The sequence below is a fragment of the Bradyrhizobium sp. USDA 3364 genome, assembly GCF_054056355.1.
Genome location: NZ_JBSRYG010000002.1, coordinates 3,905,137 through 3,925,086 on the forward strand (window position 1 = coordinate 3,905,137; position 19,950 = coordinate 3,925,086).

Genomic DNA, 19,950 nt, shown 5'->3' on the forward strand with positions numbered 1-19,950 from the left:
CTATTTGACCCGCCGCGTGATGCGATCGGGCGTGAAAGTCGAGTTCGAAAGGATGGGAAGCCGCGGGCATGCGATGCCGGCATCGGCGGCACGTTCTGCAACGGCCAAGCGGACGAAGTCCGCGGTCGACAGGCCTTGCTTAGCTGCGGCCTCGCGCACGGCACGGCCGAAGTCCTGCGGTGCTGAGACCACCAGGCGATCAACGTATCGAGCTGGAAATGGCAACGGTCGATAGGTCATGACGCCTGTGTCGCGAGCGAAACCCACACCGGCAAACCCTCAAATCCAACAAAACCCACATCACACAGGTTTCTTCAAGCGACGCTGAAAGGCATAAAGGCGCCGAACCGACACTTGCCAGCGTCCAACCACCTTGAAGCCGATGCCGTGGATCGCGCACCACCGGCGGATAGTTTCTTGGTCCCGATTGAATCGTAGCGCAGCGGCCGCAGTCGAGATCAGGTCATCGTCGCTGGCGGAAGGACCATTGCTTGCTGGTGACGCGGTCGCACCTAAGGCGCGGTCGACGCGCTCCAATAGGGCAGCCAGGTCAGCGCGGATCGCTCTGAGGTCATCCATGCGATGTGCTCCTCAGCTTTTTACCCGTCGACCCCGCTTGCTCAGTCTTGCCGTGTGAGCCGGACTGGGTGATAGGATCCGGAACCACCACAGCGGACAGCGCACCACAGCGCACTGGGCTGTCACCAGTGTCACCGGTGTCACCCCTTAGGTCTGAAACTTTCTCCTGCGCGTATGTGTGCGCACCTATACGCGTAACTACACTGGTGACACTGGTGACACTGGTGACAAAGCAATGTTTATGGGTACTTCTAGCGTCACCACTATCGACGGTGTCACCGGTTTCAGGTGGTGACAGGAGGCGAAAATTCACGCCGGCCTCCGATAATCCCACCTGCGTTTGTCACCAGTCCTGACCTGGAAGCGGGTCCATCCCTGATTGATGAGGCATGCGGCAACCCGGTTTTGGGACTTCTGATCGTGTTGGGTCACCGGCAAGCCGATGGCGTGGGACAGCACGCTCGGGGTCGACACCTGGTTCTTGTCGGCGGTGTAATCGGCGACGATGGCTTCCCAAGGATCGCTGACAACGCGCGCCAACTGTTCGGCCTTGGCCTGCCTCAACGCTTCGGGGTTTATCAACCACCATTTGACATCGGCCCGATATAGTCGAACGGCTTCGGCCCATATCTGGTCTCTGTCGTCGCCTAGCGCGGTGAGGTTAATCTTGCCCGTCTTCAACGGCCAAAATCTCCGGTTGCCTGTTTCGTCCCGCAAATACTCATCGCGGTTTGTAGTTCCCGCAAACACGCAACTGCGCGGGAATTCGGCAACCCTATAGCCGTAGGGTGGCCTGAAACGGTCGACGGTGCGGGATATCCACGCCTTGACCCGACCGACCTCAGCGCGAGAGTAGGCATCCATCTCCGAAAGCTCATGACACCAGATCCCCATCAGTTGCAGAGCGGCGTCCTTGCTGCCGAAGTCTGCCAGCTCATCGCTGAACCACGGCTGAAACATCACCTTCAAGGCCGTCGACTTGCCTTCGCCCTGCGCACTTTCGAGCACAGGCAGGTGGTCGTTCTTCACGCCGGGGCACATGACGCGAGCGACGGAGCCGATCAGAAAGCAACGGCTGACCGATCGCGAGTAGGGGCTGTCATCGGCGCCGAAATACTTCTGGAAGAAGTGGTCGACGCGGCCGAGCCCATCGTGCTCGACGCTATCCAGATAGTCGATCACGGGATTGAACGACCTCTCTCGGGCAACGAGCTCGACGGCCTCGCCAACCGTTCTAGGCTTTACCGGGATTCCTGACTGCTGCAGGTACTCGGTCAAGCGCAGGTCGTCGGTGCTTTCCCACGGCCGGGGCTCAAAGCTGTGTGGATCAAATTCCCAAGGGCCGGGCTTCACCAGCATCGGGCGTCTGGCAAAGTCGTCGAAGGCGACCAGCAGCTGCAGGGCTGGCATCTCCCGGAGGGCGGTGGCGGCTGTCGAGAGGTCGCCGCGCGGCGCCTTCGGCGTTGTCGCCGGCTTGACCGGCGGCAGGGTGATGATCTTGTTCACAGGTGCACCTCCGCGCCAAGGAAGTCCGATAGCGCGAGGGCGCCTGCCTGTGCGTGTTCGACCTCGGTAAATCGATGCCGCGATTGCCAGTAGGTCGCACGGCTCGAATAGGTGACGGTGAACTTTACCGTGCCGTCGGCTGGGTCGCGGATGCTCGCGATGGCGACGCTGCCGCCGACGGCGCGGCTGATGGTTTGCTGGATCTTGCTGCTCACCGGCCACCTCCAATGGGGAATGCCAGTTCAGCGAGTTGGGCCGCGGTGGCGAGGGGCAGGGCGAAGAGGCGTTGAAGGTGTTGCGCCTGAGCGGCGGCTATGTCACGTTCTGCGGGCGAAGACGCTTCCAGATTGGTTTTGCCGGTGCAGAGGTTGCCGCCCCTGCGCCGGCTTCGCATTTCTGGTGGGGCCCGGCCCAAGAAATGCCCAAGATTGCCGTGATCCGAACGTGAACGTTTGCGGACATTTGCGGCAGGATCGGGAGGGATTTCACTGTAGTTTCTGTCAGCGCGCTGCGTTGACATGGTAGGGGTCACAGGTTCGATCCCTGTCGCACCCACCACGCTTCGCCCTGACGGGCTTCGCGTGGCGCAGCCACGCGGAGACCTTCAGGTCGGAGCGTGTCCGGCGTAGCTTGAGCTAGCGAAAGCGAAGACGGACTGTCGCCGCAAGCTGCGCTCGGTCCCATGGTAGCGAAGCGAGAGAAGGATGCCACGCCGAAGCCCAAAGGGCGAAGGCGGGCCTGTTGCCGCGAGCTAGGGCTCGACAGGCCGTGCTTCGCAATGACGAAGCCGCGATTTCCGATTCAACTGCCAAACAGCTTGTACGATGTCATCACCGGCGTAGGCGAAAGCGGGTGATCCGGTATTCCAGAGACGCCGGTGCTTTGAACCGAGAGGCCGCGGGGACTGGATCGCCCGGTCCCGTCTTCGTCAAGGCTTCGACGAGGCCATGAATCCCTGGCGCGCCGAAGCTTCAGCGGAGGCAGCGAGCCGGGCGATGACAGTGTGGATGGAAGCACGGCCTCGCATTCCCGCGACATGAATCGTCCGGGCCTTGTTCTTCGTTCCGCCCCCGTCCGCCTCGCATGCTCTCGTCCGTCGCGCGCTCGGCGTCCACCGCAGCTCGACCCACGTTCGCGACGATCGTGAAGCGCCCCTCGATGGGGTGAGACTTCGGATTATTAGCATTGAGACAAATTTTTGATAAATCGAAATATATTTGTCGCGAGGCTTGCGCCGTCGGGCAATTCAGTGATCCGCTTCTTCGCGGCATGCCATCCTCAATCGAGGATTGGCTGGGCAACGCTAGATTCACCACGGTGGCGAATCACGGATGTGCAAATCGTGCCAAATGAGCGGGCGGTTCCTTTCGAGACTGCAACCTATGAGCGCGACATCGAAGTCGTTCGCCGCAGATGCTGCGCGACCAGTTGCGAAGCAGCAACATTATGAAACTATTTCAGGTAGCAAACCCTCTCGCCACAATTATGCGGCCGGAGACTCTATTCTGAAGTCAACGACAAGGTGCAATCGCGGCGGAGACCTCGGATGGACGTGCGGCGAATCCAACTGGCTTGCCTCGTATCGACAAAGCCCGCCGGACGTCTGGTCGCAACCGATAGCCAACGCTCGCGTTCTTCAGCATATCGACAGACGTTCCGTTCACTTCTGCTTGGAACGGCTGCAACGCTCGTTCACGGGCATGTCGCGTTCGCAGCTGATCGAATTCATCTCAATTTTGACGGTTATCGCTCCGCGACCAACGACTATTGCATCAACGCAAGCAGCGTGCAGGGCGACCCGCAAACCGCTTTCATGTGGCGCTTCAACCAGAACGGAAACTCGATCACCGGCGGGCCGACCTTCCTCGATCTTCAGACGCAGACGTCTACCGAGGTGTTTCCATCCTCGATCGCTGACCATGAGAAGTTCAGGGCCTATGGCAGCGTGCTGGGACCGTTGATCGGCGAGAAGTCGGTATCGAATGATTTGAATGCATTCCGCAACCAACTGTGTTCGATATCGCCGCCGCCGCCGCCGCCGCCACCTCCACCACCTGGGCCTCCGCCGCCACCCCCTCCAAACGGCTTTATCCCGTTGCCGCCGTGGTTCCCGCCGTTCCCGCCGGGACCGCCACCCCCACCGCCACCACCACCACCGGGGCCGCCGCCTCCGCCGCCACCACCGGGGCCGCCGCCTCCGCCTCCGCCGCCACCACCGCCACCGCCTCCGCCATCACCACCACCGGGGCCGCCGCCACCACCGCCTATGCCGGTGCCGCATGCGAACCTCGCGCGCGCGTTGGGGACGGATCTTGCGCGCAACTACTTCATCTCGGATGCCATCCTGGCGGGGTTCGGCCGGGCAGGCGTTGCGACCAGTCCCGTCGGTGCATCGATGGGCGGCGGCTGGCGCGCATGGACGACACCGCGCCAGGTCAATTTCACCGACCGGGTTGTCGGGCTCACCTCGCAGGGCACGCTGTCGGAAGTCACCTACGGACTCGACTATCGGGTCAGACCGGACCTCGTCGTGGGCTTTGCGTTCAACCCGGAAAGCACCAGGGTCACCTACGATGGACTGAATGCCTCGCTCTACGAGTCAGGAGTCGGCGGTGGGCCCTATGTGGGCTGGCTCATCAACCCGACGACGCTGTTTGATGCCTGGCTCGGCTACGTGCGGCTCGATCGTGCCTTCGACGCGTTCGGGCTTGGCACCAGCATGCCGGTCAACCGTGTTTTCCTGTCCTCAAGCGTGACGGGGATGTTCGATACGCCGTGGATGCGGGTGCTGCCCCGGTTCACGGTGTTTCACGCCCACGACGACGTCTCCGGCGTCACGAGCGGCGAGGGATTTCCGATCCCCGGTCAAAGTTACAGCTGGGGTCATGTCGAAGGTTCGGTGGAACTCAATCGGGATTTCGTTCTCGACCAGCGGCTTCTGGTGCAGCCGTTCGTTCAGGCCACGTTGCGGTACGACACCCAGCAACTGGTCGACACCGTCACTACCATCGATGGCGCGGACGTTGGGCTCACGCGCTGGCACGGACAGTTGCGCGGTGGCGTTCGCGCCCGACTAGGATCGCAAGCCGAACTGTGGCTGTCGGGCGGCTATCTGTCATTCTTCACGCCCGGAATCGATGCGTGGGAGGCGAAAGCGCATTTCCGCCTGAAATTCGACGAGGCCAACTCGTCTTATGCCGCGTACATGCCGGTCAAGGCGCCGCCGGTCATGCCCTTCAGTTGGACCGGCTGCAGCGTCGGCATCAACGCCGGCTACGGTTCGGGCAGAACCGCGTTCAGTTCTGCGCCGAACGGAGCCATCGCTGATTCTGCGCAAGCCACCGGGCTCCTCCCCGAGCTTGCGGCCCAGCAAGCCGGGTCGAACGCCGCCCTGCGCACCGGCGGGCTGACGGCTGGAACCGGCCTGTCGTGCAACGTGCAGTACGACAAGACCATCGTTGGGCTCGAAACTGATTTCAACTACACTGATCTGCGGTCATCGAATCTGCGGGGACCGTTCCCTTTGGTCGCCGGAGTGACCAACACTTGGGAGAACAGCTTCCGATCCAGCTTCCTCGGCACCGTTCGCGGACGCCTGGGGGTCCTCGCAAACCCATCGAACATGCTCTACCTGACCGCGGGTCTGGCATATGCTGACTTCGGCTTTTCGACCGCAACGGACTATCCGGGGTTCACGGGCTTTCGATTTGCCGGATCCGACTCTCGCGTGAAGCCCGGCTGGACCGCGGGCCTCGGCTGGGAGACTGTCCTGAGCGGTCCATGGACGGCGAAGCTCGAATATCTCCATGTCGATCTCGGTGATCAGTCGACCCCGGCGCCGCAGAACGTGGGTGCGTTCAGTCCATTTGCGTGGAATCACTCGGCGAAATTCACGGAAGATGTCGTTCGTGTCGGACTGAACTACAAATTCACCGGGCCACCAAGCAGCGGCACGGGCTGGTTTTCACAATGAGGTCGCATCAGGTCCAATGCCCAAGCTCCTTGCATATGTCATGGACGGTCACGCGGTTCACATACGTCCCGCACCGCTCGAACGCGACTGGATGGATGCGACCGATCAGCGCTTCGCCTATCGTTGCCTGCCGCTCAACATTGCGAATGCTCACGGTTGGGAGCTGCTTTGTCCGGCGGGATTTTCAGCGCAATGGAGCGGGCTCAATGCGAAAGAGGCCGTTCAGGTCGAGCCCGATGTCAGCAATTATGCGCCGGCTTTGGGCCATTTCGGGCACGGCGTGCTCACCTTTCACGTCCCGTGCCTGTTCCGGACCGATCCGGGTTTCGACCTCTTCGTCACCGGCCCGATCAACAGGCCAAAGGACGCCATTGCGCCGCTGAGCGGGATCGTCGAGACGGACTGGTCATCGTACACCTTCACCATGAACTGGCTGTTCACGCGACCAAATACGAAGATCAGGTTCGAGCAGGGTGAGCCGTATTGTCACCTTTTTCCCGTTGAGCGTGGCGTGCTTGAGCGGATAGAGCCGCAGGTGTCGGTTCTGTCGAAAGCGCCCGACCTCGAGCGCGAGCACAAACTGTGGTCCGAATCTCGCAGCACCTTCAATGCCGATTTGCAGCGTCCGGAATCGGAAGCCGTGCAGCAACGCTGGCAGAAGGGCTACTTTCGTGGCCTTGATCCGTCTGGCCGCGAGACGCCGGCCGAACACCGCAGCCGACTTCGCCTGAAGAATTTCGTTGTAAAGGAATAGAGCTGCCTTTTGCGGGGGAGGGAGATGCCGTCCGCCGGCCCAAAACGGCCGGTCAGTGCGGCACGCCTCCGCCGCTCCACGGTGACGGCCGCGCCGGCGCGGCCGCGGCGCCGACCAGCGGACGACGATTCCAGTCCAACACGGAGTCGCTGTGCAATTGCTCGACGACCCAGAGGAAATAGACCGAGGCGGGAATGCCGATCAGGTCGAAGACCAGCATCGAACCGCTGCCGTGGGTCGTGGCGTCGATCAGGTGGATCAGGGCGCAGGTGAAGAACACGCCCGTCAGGGCCGCGCCGGACAGCGACCACACGCCGGTCGCAAGATAGCGGCGCACCTGATGGTCAGCCAGATACCAGCCAACCATGCCGTAGGTCACGGTCACGAACACGTTGGCGAAGAACGTCACCGTGGCGACGTCGATCCAGGTGCCCGGAGCCGTCGTGAGCGCCGCAGCGTCGGCTGACGTGCAAAGGAACGGGATGTTCGCGCCCGGTTGGGCCATCGCCGAGGCCGTCAACCAGCCCGCGACGATGGCGAAGCCGCCGACCAGCAACATCGCGCGGTGCGGCGAAGCCGGGATCAATCGCTCGCCCTGACCGCCCAGCATCGTCTCGAAGCGCAGGAAAACGAATGTGAGCCCTGCCGGCAGCCCGAGCAGGGTGACGGCGAACATCGACCAGGAAATGCGTTCGCCATGGAGCACCTGAAGGCCATGCACCAGATGATGCGGACCGCAGCTTGCCGCCATCATCGAAAAGCCGATCCCGAAGCGGGACCAGCCCCGGTACCGGTGCAGCGTGATCGTTTCCCAGGCCGACAACAGCCCAAGGCCAGCGTAGGCCAGCCCGATCGCCAGATTGCTGAGGCCAATGACGAGATACATCATCGCGACACCGTCGCCTTGGTGCCCATGGGCGCCCCGATGTGATCGAGGAACTCATCGATGAAGTAGTGGTGGCCGCGCCGCACCGGTCCCTCGACGGGTTGCGCGGCGTGCAGTGCGCGTCCCGAGCGCGGATGCCACAATGCCTTGGTCAGCATCGGCGCGATCTGTTCGGGCGCCACGGGCCGCGAAAAGAAAAACCCTTGCGCGACGTCGCAGCCCATGCGGAGCAGCATCGCGGCCTGTTCGCTTCGTTCCACACCTTCGGCGATGGTGTGCTTGCCCATGGCGTAGGCCAGGCTCAGGATCGATGAGACGATCGCCGTGTCGCCGGGTTCGCTGCTGAGACCGTCGATGAAGCTGCGATCGATCTTCAGCACTTCGGCCGGCATGTCGCGCAGGCGCGACAGCGACGAATGTTCGGTGCCGAAATCGTCGATCGCGACAAACACGCCAAGCTGCCGGATCTGGTCGAGGACCTGGACGACCTCCTCCGGGGCGCTCATCATCACGCTTTCGGTGATTTCCAGGCACAGCGACGTCGGATCGACCTTGGTGTCGGCGAGGACCTGGCGCAGATCCTCGATGAAGGTCGGCTCCGCGATCTCGCGCGGCGACACGTTCACGGTCATGGCCAGCGGCCGGCCCGGCATCAGCTTCGTCCATTCGGCAAGCTGGCGACAGGATTCCTGCAGCACCTGACGTCCGATCCTGACGATCAGCCCGCATTCCTCGGCGACCGGGATGAAGTCGGCGGGCGAGATGATGCCACGCTCGGGATGTCGCCAGCGCACCAGTGCCTCGACGCCGACGACGCATCCATCCTTCAGGCGGACCTGCGGCTGATACTCCACGAACAGCTGCGATTCCCGCAACGCCGCCCGCAGATCGGATTCGATCTGAACGCGTTTCTCGGCGCGGGCATGCAACTCGTCGTTGAACTCGGCCAGTCGTGCGCGGCCGCGGGCCTTGGCCGCGTAGAGGGCGGTGTCCGCCTCGCGCAGCAATTGTTCGGCGCATTTCGTGCCGGGCTTGCAGTGCGCGAGCCCTACGCTTGCCGACACCACGACTTCCTTGCCGGAGAGCAGGATCGGTTCGGCCAAAGCGGCAAGGATTCGCCTGCCGAGTGCCGCCCCGGACGAGTCCGAGGCTTGCGGATGCAGCACGACCATCTCGTCGCCGCCGAACCGGCTCGCAGTATCTTCGGGTCCAAGACATGCAACGATGCGCCGCGCCATCTCGGACAGCACCTTGTCGCCGCTGCTATGGCCGAGTGAATCGTTGACGAGCTTGAAGTTGTCGAGATCGACGAACAGAACCGCGATCCGCGTGCCGTCATCAGCCTCGCGTGCCAGTTCACGGTCGAGACGTTCGAGCAGCAGGCTCCGCGTCGGAAGCCCGGTCAGCTGGTCGTGAGCCGCCGTGTGCATCAGGCGCGAAATGACGCCGCGCAGGCGCTCGATCTCCGAGTTTGCCCCGGCCGACGCAGCGGCTGGATCGCTCTCGACGCCAGAATGCCGTTCCCTGATCGCGGCCCCGAGCCGTAGTGAAATATTCGGCCGCAGTCCAACCATCTCCCCGGTCCCCATTATCACTCAAATATCCGGCGACGGTAGGCAGTCTGGAGTTTGCAAAACGTTGCGTGAAGGCCGCCCGCGACTTTTGCGCGATAACGATTTGCAAGATGGTTACAAATCTACGATGGGGGCGGGGCCCATTTGTTGAGACTTTCGTCGACGGTAGAACTATCCGGGGGTTCCGATGCAGTTCTGCGTGGATCTCGTGTGGTTCGACGACTGATCGACAACCAAATGGTTCCGAGCCCGGGCAGGCTCGCTCGACGTCGCGGACCGCCGTCGCCAGTGACGCCGGCGTCATCATGCCGGCCGAACCGACCGCTATGCCCGCGCTCGGCTCGGCGAATTTCTATCCGGTCTCACCAACGATGCCAGCGATGCCAACGCCGGTAGCCACCGCCATAATAGGCGTAGGCCGGCCGCACCACGTGACGATAGCGGTAGCCGTAATAGGCCGGCCTGTACCCGCTATAATATGTCGTGGTGTATCCGCCGCCCCAACGATACGGCGCGGCGTAGTAGTCGTCATCGTAGGCGTAGCCAGGCGCATAGTAGGCAGGCGCGTAGCCATAGCCGTAACCGGGGTAGCCATAGCCATAGCCGGGGTAGCCATAGGCTGACGAGGCGAGGCCGCCGACGACTGCGCCGGCAATCAATCCGCCTGCGAGCGCGGGACCCCATCCTCCCCACCCTCCGTGTCCCCACCGCGCTTCGGCGGGCGCCGGGGCTGCGATGGCGCCCACCCCAAGCGCACCGACTGTTGCAAGAACAAGGGCTGTTTTCCTCATGACATCCTCCTCGATACTGATTGCCCAGCCGGTCAACGGGACAGGTCAGCGTTGGTTTCGAATCGCGGCGCTCCGGCGGTGATGGCAGGACGTCCTGAAGAAGAACTGCGGCCAGAAGAGCCTCGATTGCGCGCGACGGTGCAAGCTGCGGGCGATGGAACAAGTGTTCACGACTGAACGGAACTCATCCCATTTGCGCCGGCGGATGATCGGTGTGCGTTCGAACCGTGCCCAATGCGAGACAGGAAAAGGCGGCAATCGGTTCCTGAAACGGGATTCGGCGCCATACCGAGGTGGCCGAGAATAATGCCAAAGCTGTTCCTTCGGCGCGAAATGTCGCGTCGGGCGCGCGTCTAGGAACGGCGCGGGCCGGGACGTTGTTTCCCAGTAAGGCAGGTTCATCGGCGAGCGGTGCGCGCGCATGTGCCGCGTAGCTCGACAGGCTTTGTTGAAACGCGGCCGCAGCTTAGAAGCGCCAGCAAGTGGCGTCAGCTTTCGCGAACCGGATAGCCGCAATATTGCAGGAGGAATCGGCAATGCAGAGCAAGACCATGAAGAGCAAGTTTCTGCTGACGACAGCTGTGCTGTTGGCCGGCGTCAGTCTCGCGTCGGCGCAAGGCATGCGCGAAGGCGCCGGTGGTGGCAGCATTGGCATTGGCGCTGGAGCCGGCGGTGGCGAACACGGCCGATCCGCAGGCCCGTCGGCCGGCAGTTCCGGTGCCACAATGCATGGAAGTCCCGGAGCGTCGCGAAGCGAAGGCATGACGGTTGGCCGCGGCGAAGGCGGCGCACGAGAGAGCGGTCGGGCCGAAGGTCAGATCGGTCGCGGCGCTACCCAGCGCGGCGAACGCGTGCAGGGCCAGACCACGGGGCAAGCCCGCGAAAGCGGCCGCGCAGAGGAGAGAGGCGAGCGGCAGAGTCAGCGCAGTCAGGGCCGACAAGAGCAGACCGTCGGCCAGAGCCGAAGTCAGCGCGACCAGATGGGCCGATCTGAATCCCGCGAACGCGGCAACGCGACAACGCGGCAGAGCCGGCAGCAGGAGAACCGTGCCAGCACTGCGAACCGCAGTCAGGGCACCACCACCGGACAGAGCAAGGGCACGAGCCCGACAGCCGGCCAGAGCACACCGACGGGCCAGAACAAGAGCACAACGGCTGGCCAGAACAGTAGAGCCGGCCAGACCACGGGCGCGGCCACCCAGCAATCCGGCACGACGCAGGGTCAGGTTAACTCCGCTGGGAAATCCGGACAGGTCAATTCCGAACAGGCCACCGGTCAGGCTCAGGGACAGGCCGGTGCAACCGCTCGCACTCAATCGAATGCAACGGTTCAGACCGAGGCCGGGCGCACCGTGACCGCGCAACAGCAAAGCACGATCCAGCGCTCCGTGCTGTCGGCGCGCAATGCGCCGCGCGTGAACGCCAACGCGATCAACTTCGCGGTCAATCCGGGCGTGGTGGTGCCCCGGAGGTTCAACGTCGTGTCGGTCGCCGCCTTCCCGGTGTTGATCGATGCGTTCCCGTATTATCGCGACGACAGCTTCTTCATCGTCGAGGATGAAGTCGTGTTCCTCGACCGGGATCGCCGGGTCGTCGACGTGGTCCCGGCCGGCCCGCGGACGCGCTTCAGCCACCATCGCAGCAGCAGCGATAGCTATGCGATGATGGAGCTCAGCCCGCAGCAGATCCGCGAGGTGCAGCTGGTGTTGATCGACCGCGGCCTGCTGGTCGGCGAGGCTGACGGTGTCATGGGGGCGCGAACCCGAGAGGCGTTGATCACGTTCCAGCGCCGGGAGGGAATCGCGACCAGCGGCAGCGTCGACACGCGCACGGTTGCAGCGTTGGGCCTGTCCGACAGGATCGGCGAGGGTGCGGGGCGAGAGCCGTCGACGATCGGCCAGGGTGGTGGACGGCAGCAGCCTGCCGAGCAGAACACCACCGGACAAACGAGGGATGAACAAACGACGGGTCGGGCCAACGCGCCGCAGGACCAGTCGACATCCGGCCGGACCGGACATGAGCCGTCGGCTCAGCAGCAAGCCCCGCAGCACAATACGACGGGACAGGCTGCGCCAGGCAGCCAGTCCACCGTTGGTGAGGGCAGCGCGGACCGGCCGGGTGCCAGCCGGGACGCACAGTCCAGCCAATCCCACCAGAGCAGCAATCCGCCATCGTCAGGCGCAGGCCAGAGCGCGCAGACGCCGGCGCAACAGTCCGATCGGAAATAGGATATCCGAGCTGGACATAGGATGCTCGAGCAAGAGCCCCACCGCACGGCGGGGCTCTTTTCCTGCGGTGACCGCGCCGCCTGACCGTGCGGTCTGCCGAGGTCCGTTCTCTCCACGGGTCGATTGGCGCCGCCTCCTGGCTGGCGCGTGCCTTCCATCACGCTGCGTGTCAAATTGTGCTCACGGCCTGCGAAGCGGCAGAGGGGAGAGACCACGGTGCTCGATCATATCCTGAAGTTCATGACGCTCGGGACCATCATCGTCGGCGTCACGGCGATCTACACCGCGCTCCACACCAACAACCGGCGCCTGGGCGCCGACATCTTCCTCAGATATTCCGACCGCATTTCCGATCTGCGCCGTCGCCTGCCGATGGCGGCGTTCCTCGAGCCCGGCGCCGACGGTACCGTCGAGATGACGCTGGAGGAGCGCCGGATTGTCCATGAAGCCATCTACTCGATCTACGAGCTCTATGAACTCGAGGTGCATGGCTTCATCCCGCCGGGGATCTGGAAGATCAGGGAGCCCGATATCGAGAGGGTGCTCTCACTGCCGGTCTTCCGGCAGGAATTGGCCGTCGTGCACGGACGGTTCGCAAGCCATCCGCGGTTTGCGGCTTGGCTCGCCCGGATCGGGCAACGCAAGGCCTGGCCGCTCGAAGCCGTCTTGTTCGCCGGCGAATATATGAGCCATTATGACCTTCGTCATCTCGACGTTGATCGGAGAATGCCGCAGCGTGCGACAACATGTGCGCCTCGTGCAGTCTAGCTGCGCGGTTCGCCGGGATCGCATCACGTCGCACGCAGCGGATTGCTACATGATTGGGCAAGCGTCCTCGGACGCGGTTGACGAGAGCTCCGCAAGCGGGTTTCGCGGTGTGTCACGTAGCGTGCTTTGCTCGCGTCTTGCGCGTGACATGCATTTCGTTTCGGCGCGAAGATCGAGAAAATTTTCCGAAGTCTCTGCGACGATGCGTTGCCCGATCGCATCGCACGAATGCAATTTTGGATTTTCTTGGTGGCGCACGCCGCGGCCCCTCTGGCTCTCGCGCGGATTGTTCTCTAGATCAAACAGGCGGGACTCGGTGACGGAGCTTCTGCGAGGGTCCGGCAATGATGCGACGATGATGAATGCCATGTGTGAGCACGACTGCCGCAGGACTCGTCGGCCCTATCAGGAGCGGCCGGCCTAGGCGGGTGATGTCCCCATCCGAAAATGCTGCTTCCTTGTCCGCCTCAAATTCGCCTGTGCGCCAGCGGCCGGCGACGCAACCTTGGGAATGCGCTTCCGTTGAGACGACGCTCGTCGTTTGCGACAACGGGGCACGAAAGTACATGCCACAAGACGACAACATGCCGGTGAGCGCAGCGAAGCTCCTGGAACGAGTTCCCTTGCCGCGCGAACCCCGAAACATCCGGGACATCGCCCCGGCGGTGCCGCGGCTGTTCACGACCCGGTCCTATCCGCCGCCGGAGCAGTTCGAGGTTTGGAAGACGCGGATGGCCTCGCTGGTCGACGTCGCGCCGCCCGAGGGCCACAGCCCCGCGCAGGGCTTCGAGGTGGAGTACCTGACCTGCAACATGGCCGATGTCGTGTTCACGTCGGGGCGTTTTGCCGATCAGACATTCGCGCGCGCGGCCGAGCCGTCGCAGGGCGCGCCGGTCGACATCTGGTGGCTGTTCCGGGTGCGCTCCGGCGAGGCCAGCTTCGAAACCGCCGATCGGCGGATGCAGGCCGGGCCGGGCGCGATGTTCCTGATCGCGCTCGATGACGATTTCCGCGGCAGCATCACGAACTATGATGGCCTGGTGCTCGCCTTGCCGCGCCGGGCGTTCGCCGACGTGGCGGATCAGCTCAACGACGCCTGCAACATCCCGCTCTCGGGCAATCTGATCGAGCTGTTGACCGACTATCTCGACCGACTCGAGACGCGCCTGGTCCTGATGTCCCCGGAGGAGCTGAGGCAGGCGGGGCGGGCAACCGCGCAAATGATCGCCGCCTGCATTCAGCTCTCCTCGGACCGGTTGGAGCAGGCGCGCGGTGCGATCGAATCGGTGCTGTTCGAACGGGCGCGCCTTTATATAGAGACGCATCTCGGCGACTTCGATCTCACGCCGGATCGGGTGGCGCAGCAATTGCGGATCTCGCGCTCCAACCTCTACCGTGCATTCGAGAGCGTCGGCGGCGTTGCCGGTTACATCCTGCGCAAGCGGCTGCGCGCGGCGCATGCCGAACTTGTCGGCAATCCCGACCGGCAGGTGCAGGAGATCGCCTATCGCCACGGCTTCAAGCTGGCGTCGGATTTCACGCGCGCATTCCGCCGCGAATTCGGCGTCAGCCCGCGCCAGATGCGCGAACAGGCGCGCCGCAGATCAACTGCCGGTTGAAGGCCGAATCGCAACGCTGATCGATCAATCCGGCGCGTCTTGCGCTCGATCAGTGCACGGTCGGATTCATATGTCGCGTCCGCGTACCGTGTGTCTTAATGATCGTTCAACTTGTGAGACGATCTGCCATCTATTTGGACGGCCTGCTGAGTGACGTTGTCAAATATATGTCTATCATTTTCTGTTATGACGACTCGGGGCAACGATGGTGGGGTGGTCGAGCGAGCGCTGGGTGGCATAGCGCGCTCGCTGAGAGATCATCGACCAAGACCGGAAGACGAGCGCGCATCGCGCGCTCTTGATTCCTTCATATGCGTGTCCAGTGGGCTCGCATCCGGTCTGCAGCGGCGCGGCGCCTCCGACGTCTGGTCAAGATGTCATACAGGGGGCGCACCATGGCTGTCACAAAAGCTTCAACCGCATCGCTGAAGCCTCAAGGCCGCACCGCCTTCGTGCGGAGCTGGGTCGCCTCAGGTGACGCGGACAGCCGCTCGTTGCGGCGCCGGCTGCTGACGGTTCTGCGGCAGGCGCATCGTGTCCTTGGCGTGAAGCGGGACCGCCTGGGTCTCGGGACGCTGGGGTTTGGCGGGTCGGCCGTTGCAACGACGCTCGGCGCGTTCGCCATCGCGATTGTCACCGCCTCGGCCGCCAGCGCGGGAAGCGTGCAGCTTGGCGGCGGGTCTGCGACGGGCACCGATTCGGTGGCGATCGACACTAACTCGTCGGCGAGCGGCCTGCGCGCCATCGCGATTGGAAGTGCGGCATCGGCGTCCGGACTGGATTCCGTTGCCCAAGGCACCAGCACGACCGCAAGCGCCCAGAATGCCATCGCGATCGGCTTCCAGTCGATCGCATCGCAGTTGAATTCCCTTTATCTCGGATCGCGCACGGCTGCTGGAACGGGCGCTCTTGCGCAGAGTGCCATCGGCATTGGCACGGATGTGACCGCATCCCAGGTCGATGCGATCGCGATCGGACGTCAGTCGGTTTCGTCGGCCAATCTGGCCGTCGCGGTTGGCACCCAAGCGACCGCCTCGGGGACGGGCGCCGTATCGATGGGATACCTCGCAAACGCCGCTGCTATCAATGCGGTCGCCTTGGGCCCTAACGCGGCGGCGAGTCAAGCAAACACCCTTGCTTTGGGAGAGTCTTCCACTGCCAGTGGTTTGAACAGCACGGCGATCGGTGGCGGCTCGATCTCCACCGGCGCTCAAGCGATCTCTTTGGGCATCAACGCGAGGGGCGGAGCCGACAACGCAACCGCAATCGGAACAGCGGCCCAGGCTACCGGCAACTATGGATGGGCCGGCGGCTATGCGTCCGTTGCCTCGGCGGATAGCGCAACGGCTGTTGGCAAGCAGGCTACCGCATCGGGTATCAACTCATTTGCCGGAGGTAGTTCCACCATCGCGTCCGGGGCTTTCGCCGTCGCAGTGGGCAATCAGGCGCAGGCTCTGAGTTCAGGCGGATCGGTCGCGATCGGATCGGGGGCGATCGTGAACAGTGCGGCGACAGGCGGCATCGCGATCGGCAACAATGCGGCGTCCAGTGGCACCAGTTCGCTCGCGACCGGCGTCGGGGCCAGCGCGGCGGGAGCGTTCTCAACGTCGGTTGGTGCCGGCGCCAGCGCCAGCGGCGCAACTTCGTTCGCCGGTGGCCGTTCGGCCGTTGCCAGTGGTGATGGTTCCGTCGCCCTTGGCGTGATTTCCAACGCGACAGCGCCAAGCGCGGTCGCGGTCGGAGCGGGCTCATCGGCACTCGCCACAAATGCGGTCGCCATCGGCACCGCCGCTGGCGCGGACACCGCCGACGCGGTTGCCATCGGCACCAGCGCGTACGCAACCGGCGGCAGCGCTGTGGCGATCGGTGCGAACAACGTCGCCTTTGGCGACGGCGCGGTGGCGATCGGCGATCCGAGCTATGCCAGCGGCACCGGCGCCTTCACCGGCGGCGCCAACAACATCGCCAACAGCGACGGCACCGCAACTGCCACCGCCGCCAACCAGGCCAATGGCGCGGTTGCGATCGGCGACAACAACAAGGCGATCGGCCAGGGCTCCGTCGCGCTCGGCAACGGCTCCACCGCAGGCGCGGCCGGTCTCGCGGGCAATGTCGCGCTGGGCAATGGCGCCACGGCGGCGACCAGCGCCGGCGACGTCGCGCTCGGCTCAGGCAGCGTCACCGCGGCCGTCGTCAACACGCCGAACACGGTGATCAACGGCACCACCTACAGCTTCGCCGGCACGGGGGCGACCTCGACCGTCAGCGTCGGCGCGCCCGGCGCCGAGCGCACCATCACCAATGTCGCGGCGGGCCGCATCAGCAACGCCTCGACCGACGCCATCAACGGCTCGCAGCTCTGGGCCACCAACCAGGCGGTCGACGGCCTCGCCACCACCGTCAACAACATCAGCACCGGCGGCGGCATCAAGTACTTCCACGCCAATTCGACGCTGGCCGACTCCAACGCGGTGGGAACTGATTCGGTTGCGATCGGACCGGTGTCGACCGCGACCGGCAGCGGTTCGGTGTCGATCGGTAACGGCGCCACCGCCGCCAACGCCAACGATATCGCGCTCGGTTCGGGCAGCCAGACGACAGCGGCAGTCGGCACGTCGGGCATCACCATCGGCACGACCAATTACGCCTTCGCCGGCACCAACCCGCTCTCGACCGTCAGCGTCGGCACGGTCGGCAACGAGCGCACCATCACCAATGTCGCGGCGGGCCGGATCAGCAACGGCTCGACCGATGCGGTCAACGGCTCGCAGCTATTCGCCGCCACCTCGGCGATCGACAGCCTCTCGACCGTGGTCAGCAACGGCCTGACGCATTATTACGGCGTCAACGATGGCGGCACCCAGCAGGCCAACTACAACAACAATGGCGCGACCGGAGCCAACTCGATGGCGGCCGGCGTCGCCGCGTCGGCGACCGCGGCCAATTCCACCGCGCTGGGCTTCAACACCCAGGCCAGCGTCGCCGACGGCGTCGCGCTCGGCTCGGGCTCGATCTCCAACCGCGCGCTCGCGCCGGCGTCCGGCACGATCGGCGGCACCATCATCCCCTACAACACCACCGATCTCGCGCTGCTCGGCGCGGTGTCGGTCGGCAATGCCACGAGCTACCGCCAGATCACCAACGTTGCCGACGGCACCCAGTCCAGCGACGCCGTCACCGTGCGGCAGTTGACCGGCGCGCTGACGTCGTTCGCGACCACGACCACGAAATACTTCCACGCCAACTCGACGCTGGCCGACTCCTTGGCGGTCGGCAACAATTCGGTCGCGGTCGGACCGCAGACGATTGTCAATGGCGACAACGGCATCGGCATGGGCTTTGGCGCAACCGTGGCGCAGACCGCGCCCGGCGGCATCGCGATCGGCCAGAACTCGGTCTCCAACTTCGCCGATTCGATCGCGTTCGGCACCAATGCGCAGGCCAGCGGCATCCAGTCGGTGTCGATCGGCGCAGGAGCCCAGACCACCAACCCGACCAGCGTCGCGCTCGGTCCGAACGCCAAGGCGACGGCGCAGGCCGGCGACGTCGCGCTCGGCGCCAATTCGACCACCTCGGCGGTGGTCGCGACGTCAAGCACCACGATCGGCGGCACCACCTACAATTTCGCCGGCACGTCGCCGACCTCGACCGTCAGTGTCGGCAGCGCCGGCGCCGAGCGCACCATCACCAATGTGGCCGCCGGCCAGATCAGCTCGACCTCGACGGACGCGATCAACGGATCGCAGCTATGGGCCACCAACACCTCGCTCGACGCTCTCTACAACACCGTCAACAACATCAGCTCCGGTGGCGGCGGCGTCAAATATTTCCACGCCAATTCGACCGCGGCGGATTCGTCCGCGACCGGCGCGGAGAGCGTCGCGATCGGGCCGCAATCGGTCGCGAGCGGCGCCAACGCGATCTCGATGGGCAACGGCTCGGCCGCGTCGGCCGACAATTCGGTCGCGATCGGTGCCGGCGCCAAGGCGACGGCGGCCAACTCGCTGGCGCTCGGCGCCAACGCGACCACGACGGCCAATCTGAGCGATGCGGCCTATACGCCTGTGGTCGGCAAAAGCGTCGCGGGCGTTGCGACCGGCGAAGTGTCGGTCGGCTCGTCCGGGGCGGAACGCCGCGTCACCAATGTCGCCGCGGGGTCGGCCGCGACCGATGCGGTCAATGTCAGCCAGCTCCAGGCGCTCGCCAACAGTTCGATCCGCTATGACAGCGACGGCTCCGGCGGCACCACCAACAAGCTGACGCTGAACAGCGGCAACGGCGCGCCGGTGACGATCAGCAATGTGGCGGCGGGCGTCAACGGCACCGATGCGGTCAACGTCAACCAGCTCAACAGCGCGTTCGAGCAGCTCAACGGCCGGATCGGCGAGGTGCGGCAGGATGCCTGGCGTGCGGCCGCGATCGGAATGGCCGCCGCGTCGCTGCGCTATGACGACCGGCCCGGCAAGGTCAGCGCATCGGCCGGCGGCGGCGTCTGGCGCAGCCAGGGCGCGCTGGCGTTCGGCATCGGCTACACCAGCGAGAACGGCAAGCTGCGCACCAACGCGGCGGCTACCACCGCCGGCGGCGATTGGGGCGTCAGCGCCGGCGTGAGTCTGACGCTCAATTGACCCTGACGTCGACGAGACGGCTGGCGTGTCTGGCTTCGGTGATCTGGCTCGGGCAGGCGGCGAGCGCAGCCGCGCAGGGCGCGCCGCCATCCGCCTACGCCGTGAAGCCGTCGGACGTCGTGGTGCCGGAAGGCGAGACGCTCGGCGAGTTCAGGCGGATGATCCAGCCGTTCAAGAACTGGACCCTGATCTGCGACGAGAGCCTCAAATCCAAGCGCCGGGTCTGCAACGTCACGCAGTCGATCGTCAACGCGCAGGGCGCGGTCGTGTTCAACTGGTCGCTGATCGCGACCGCCGACGGCAAGCCGCTGATGGCGATGCGCATTCCCGCGGCCGCCGGCGTCGGCGCGCAGATCGAGCTCGCCATGGGTGACAGTCCGGACCGGATCGTCGCGCAGACCGATCGCTGCGATGCCAATTTCTGCTTTGCCACGATTGCGATCGGCAATGTGCTGAGACGGCACATCCGCGCGGCGACGCCGTGCCGCGTGTCCTATCAGCTTCCGCAAGGACCGGTCGTGCTGGAGGCGCCGCTCGACGGACTGTCCGGCGTGCTGGCGAAACTGAAATGAGCCGGGGTCGGACATGCGGATGTGGCGTTCCGGGATCCGGCTCGAAACTGAAACGCGAAGTGAAAAGGACGA

14 protein-coding genes are annotated in these 19,950 nt (G+C 64.5%); 7 read left to right on the plus strand and 7 right to left on the minus strand.

Annotated features, from left to right (window positions below; all coding sequences use genetic code 11):
- The 4 genes from ACVILL_RS18470 to ACVILL_RS18485 all read right to left on the minus strand — a co-directional run bounded on the left by ACVILL_RS18470 (window position 1) and on the right by ACVILL_RS18485 (window position 2,300).
- On the minus strand, window positions 1-240 hold the full coding sequence (locus ACVILL_RS18470) for a hypothetical protein (RefSeq protein WP_456730360.1): 240 nt from the start codon (window positions 238-240) through the stop codon (window positions 1-3).
- A 60-nt stretch (window positions 241-300) separates the two neighbouring features.
- Complete coding sequence (locus ACVILL_RS18475; RefSeq protein WP_456730361.1) at window positions 301-579, minus strand: hypothetical protein; 279 nt, start codon at window positions 577-579, stop codon at window positions 301-303.
- 309 nt (window positions 580-888) lie between these two features.
- The gene (locus tag ACVILL_RS18480; RefSeq protein ID WP_456730362.1) at window positions 889-2,085 is read right to left on the minus strand and encodes a VapE domain-containing protein; all 1,197 of its coding nucleotides are present in this window, start codon (window positions 2,083-2,085) and stop codon (window positions 889-891) included.
- A complete protein-coding gene (locus ACVILL_RS18485) occupies window positions 2,082-2,300 on the minus strand; it encodes a hypothetical protein (RefSeq protein ID WP_456730363.1) in 219 nt (72 codons plus the stop codon). Before ACVILL_RS18485 ends, ACVILL_RS18480 begins: the two co-directional genes overlap by 4 nt.
- Window positions 2,301-3,631: 1,331 nt before the next feature.
- Between ACVILL_RS18485 and ACVILL_RS18490 the strand changes: the two genes are divergently transcribed.
- Window positions 3,632-6,058: an outer membrane beta-barrel protein gene (locus ACVILL_RS18490; protein WP_456730364.1), complete on the plus strand. Its 2,427-nt coding sequence runs from the start codon at window positions 3,632-3,634 to the stop codon at window positions 6,056-6,058.
- A 40-nt stretch (window positions 6,059-6,098) separates the two neighbouring features.
- Window positions 6,099-6,812: a DUF6065 family protein gene (locus tag ACVILL_RS18495; protein ID WP_456734291.1), complete on the plus strand. Its 714-nt coding sequence runs from the start codon at window positions 6,099-6,101 to the stop codon at window positions 6,810-6,812.
- Between the two features lie 52 nt (window positions 6,813-6,864).
- On the opposite strand, the gene ACVILL_RS18500 is transcribed toward ACVILL_RS18495, so the two are convergent.
- The 3 genes from ACVILL_RS18500 to ACVILL_RS18510 all read right to left on the minus strand — a co-directional run bounded on the left by ACVILL_RS18500 (window position 6,865) and on the right by ACVILL_RS18510 (window position 10,063).
- The gene (locus ACVILL_RS18500; protein ID WP_456730365.1) at window positions 6,865-7,701 is read right to left on the minus strand and encodes a hypothetical protein; all 837 of its coding nucleotides are present in this window, start codon (window positions 7,699-7,701) and stop codon (window positions 6,865-6,867) included.
- A complete protein-coding gene (locus ACVILL_RS18505) occupies window positions 7,698-9,287 on the minus strand; it encodes a putative bifunctional diguanylate cyclase/phosphodiesterase (RefSeq protein ID WP_456734292.1) in 1,590 nt (529 codons plus the stop codon). Before ACVILL_RS18505 ends, ACVILL_RS18500 begins: the two co-directional genes overlap by 4 nt.
- Window positions 9,288-9,634: 347 nt before the next feature.
- The gene (locus tag ACVILL_RS18510) at window positions 9,635-10,063 is read right to left on the minus strand and encodes a hypothetical protein (RefSeq protein WP_456730366.1); all 429 of its coding nucleotides are present in this window, start codon (window positions 10,061-10,063) and stop codon (window positions 9,635-9,637) included.
- 536 nt (window positions 10,064-10,599) lie between these two features.
- Between ACVILL_RS18510 and ACVILL_RS18515 the strand changes: the two genes are divergently transcribed.
- The 5 genes from ACVILL_RS18515 to ACVILL_RS18535 all read left to right on the plus strand — a co-directional run bounded on the left by ACVILL_RS18515 (window position 10,600) and on the right by ACVILL_RS18535 (window position 19,878).
- Window positions 10,600-12,291, plus strand: coding sequence for a peptidoglycan-binding protein (locus tag ACVILL_RS18515; protein WP_456730367.1), 1,692 nt, complete (start codon window positions 10,600-10,602; stop codon window positions 12,289-12,291).
- A gap of 216 nt (window positions 12,292-12,507) precedes the next feature.
- Complete coding sequence (locus ACVILL_RS18520) at window positions 12,508-13,059, plus strand: hypothetical protein (protein ID WP_456730368.1); 552 nt, start codon at window positions 12,508-12,510, stop codon at window positions 13,057-13,059.
- A 566-nt stretch (window positions 13,060-13,625) separates the two neighbouring features.
- Window positions 13,626-14,678 (plus strand): helix-turn-helix domain-containing protein, encoded by a 1,053-nt coding sequence (locus ACVILL_RS18525; RefSeq protein ID WP_456730369.1) that lies wholly within the window; start codon window positions 13,626-13,628, stop codon window positions 14,676-14,678.
- A 395-nt stretch (window positions 14,679-15,073) separates the two neighbouring features.
- Window positions 15,074-19,306 (plus strand): beta strand repeat-containing protein, encoded by a 4,233-nt coding sequence (locus ACVILL_RS18530; RefSeq protein WP_456730370.1) that lies wholly within the window; start codon window positions 15,074-15,076, stop codon window positions 19,304-19,306.
- Entirely contained in the window at window positions 19,303-19,878 is a 576-nt protein-coding gene (locus ACVILL_RS18535) for an invasion associated locus B family protein (RefSeq protein ID WP_456730371.1), read from the plus strand. The genes ACVILL_RS18530 and ACVILL_RS18535 overlap by 4 nt, the downstream gene beginning before the upstream one ends.
- Window positions 19,879-19,950: the final 72 nt, after the last annotated feature.

Coding starts and splice junctions, on each gene's coding strand:
- ACVILL_RS18500 (WP_456730365.1), bottom strand. CDS start 7,701: ATGATGTATCTCGTCATTGGCCTCAGCAATCTGGCGATCGGGCTGGCC.
- ACVILL_RS18490 (WP_456730364.1), top strand. CDS start 3,632: ATGGACGTGCGGCGAATCCAACTGGCTTGCCTCGTATCGACAAAGCCC.
- ACVILL_RS18470 (WP_456730360.1), bottom strand. CDS start 240: ATGACCTATCGACCGTTGCCATTTCCAGCTCGATACGTTGATCGCCTG.
- ACVILL_RS18510 (WP_456730366.1), bottom strand. CDS start 10,063: ATGAGGAAAACAGCCCTTGTTCTTGCAACAGTCGGTGCGCTTGGGGTG.
- ACVILL_RS18505 (WP_456734292.1), bottom strand. CDS start 9,287: ATGGGGACCGGGGAGATGGTTGGACTGCGGCCGAATATTTCACTACGG.
- ACVILL_RS18525 (WP_456730369.1), top strand. CDS start 13,626: ATGCCACAAGACGACAACATGCCGGTGAGCGCAGCGAAGCTCCTGGAA.
- ACVILL_RS18475 (WP_456730361.1), bottom strand. CDS start 579: ATGGATGACCTCAGAGCGATCCGCGCTGACCTGGCTGCCCTATTGGAG.
- ACVILL_RS18495 (WP_456734291.1), top strand. CDS start 6,099: ATGGACGGTCACGCGGTTCACATACGTCCCGCACCGCTCGAACGCGAC.
- ACVILL_RS18515 (WP_456730367.1), top strand. CDS start 10,600: ATGCAGAGCAAGACCATGAAGAGCAAGTTTCTGCTGACGACAGCTGTG.
- ACVILL_RS18530 (WP_456730370.1), top strand. CDS start 15,074: ATGGCTGTCACAAAAGCTTCAACCGCATCGCTGAAGCCTCAAGGCCGC.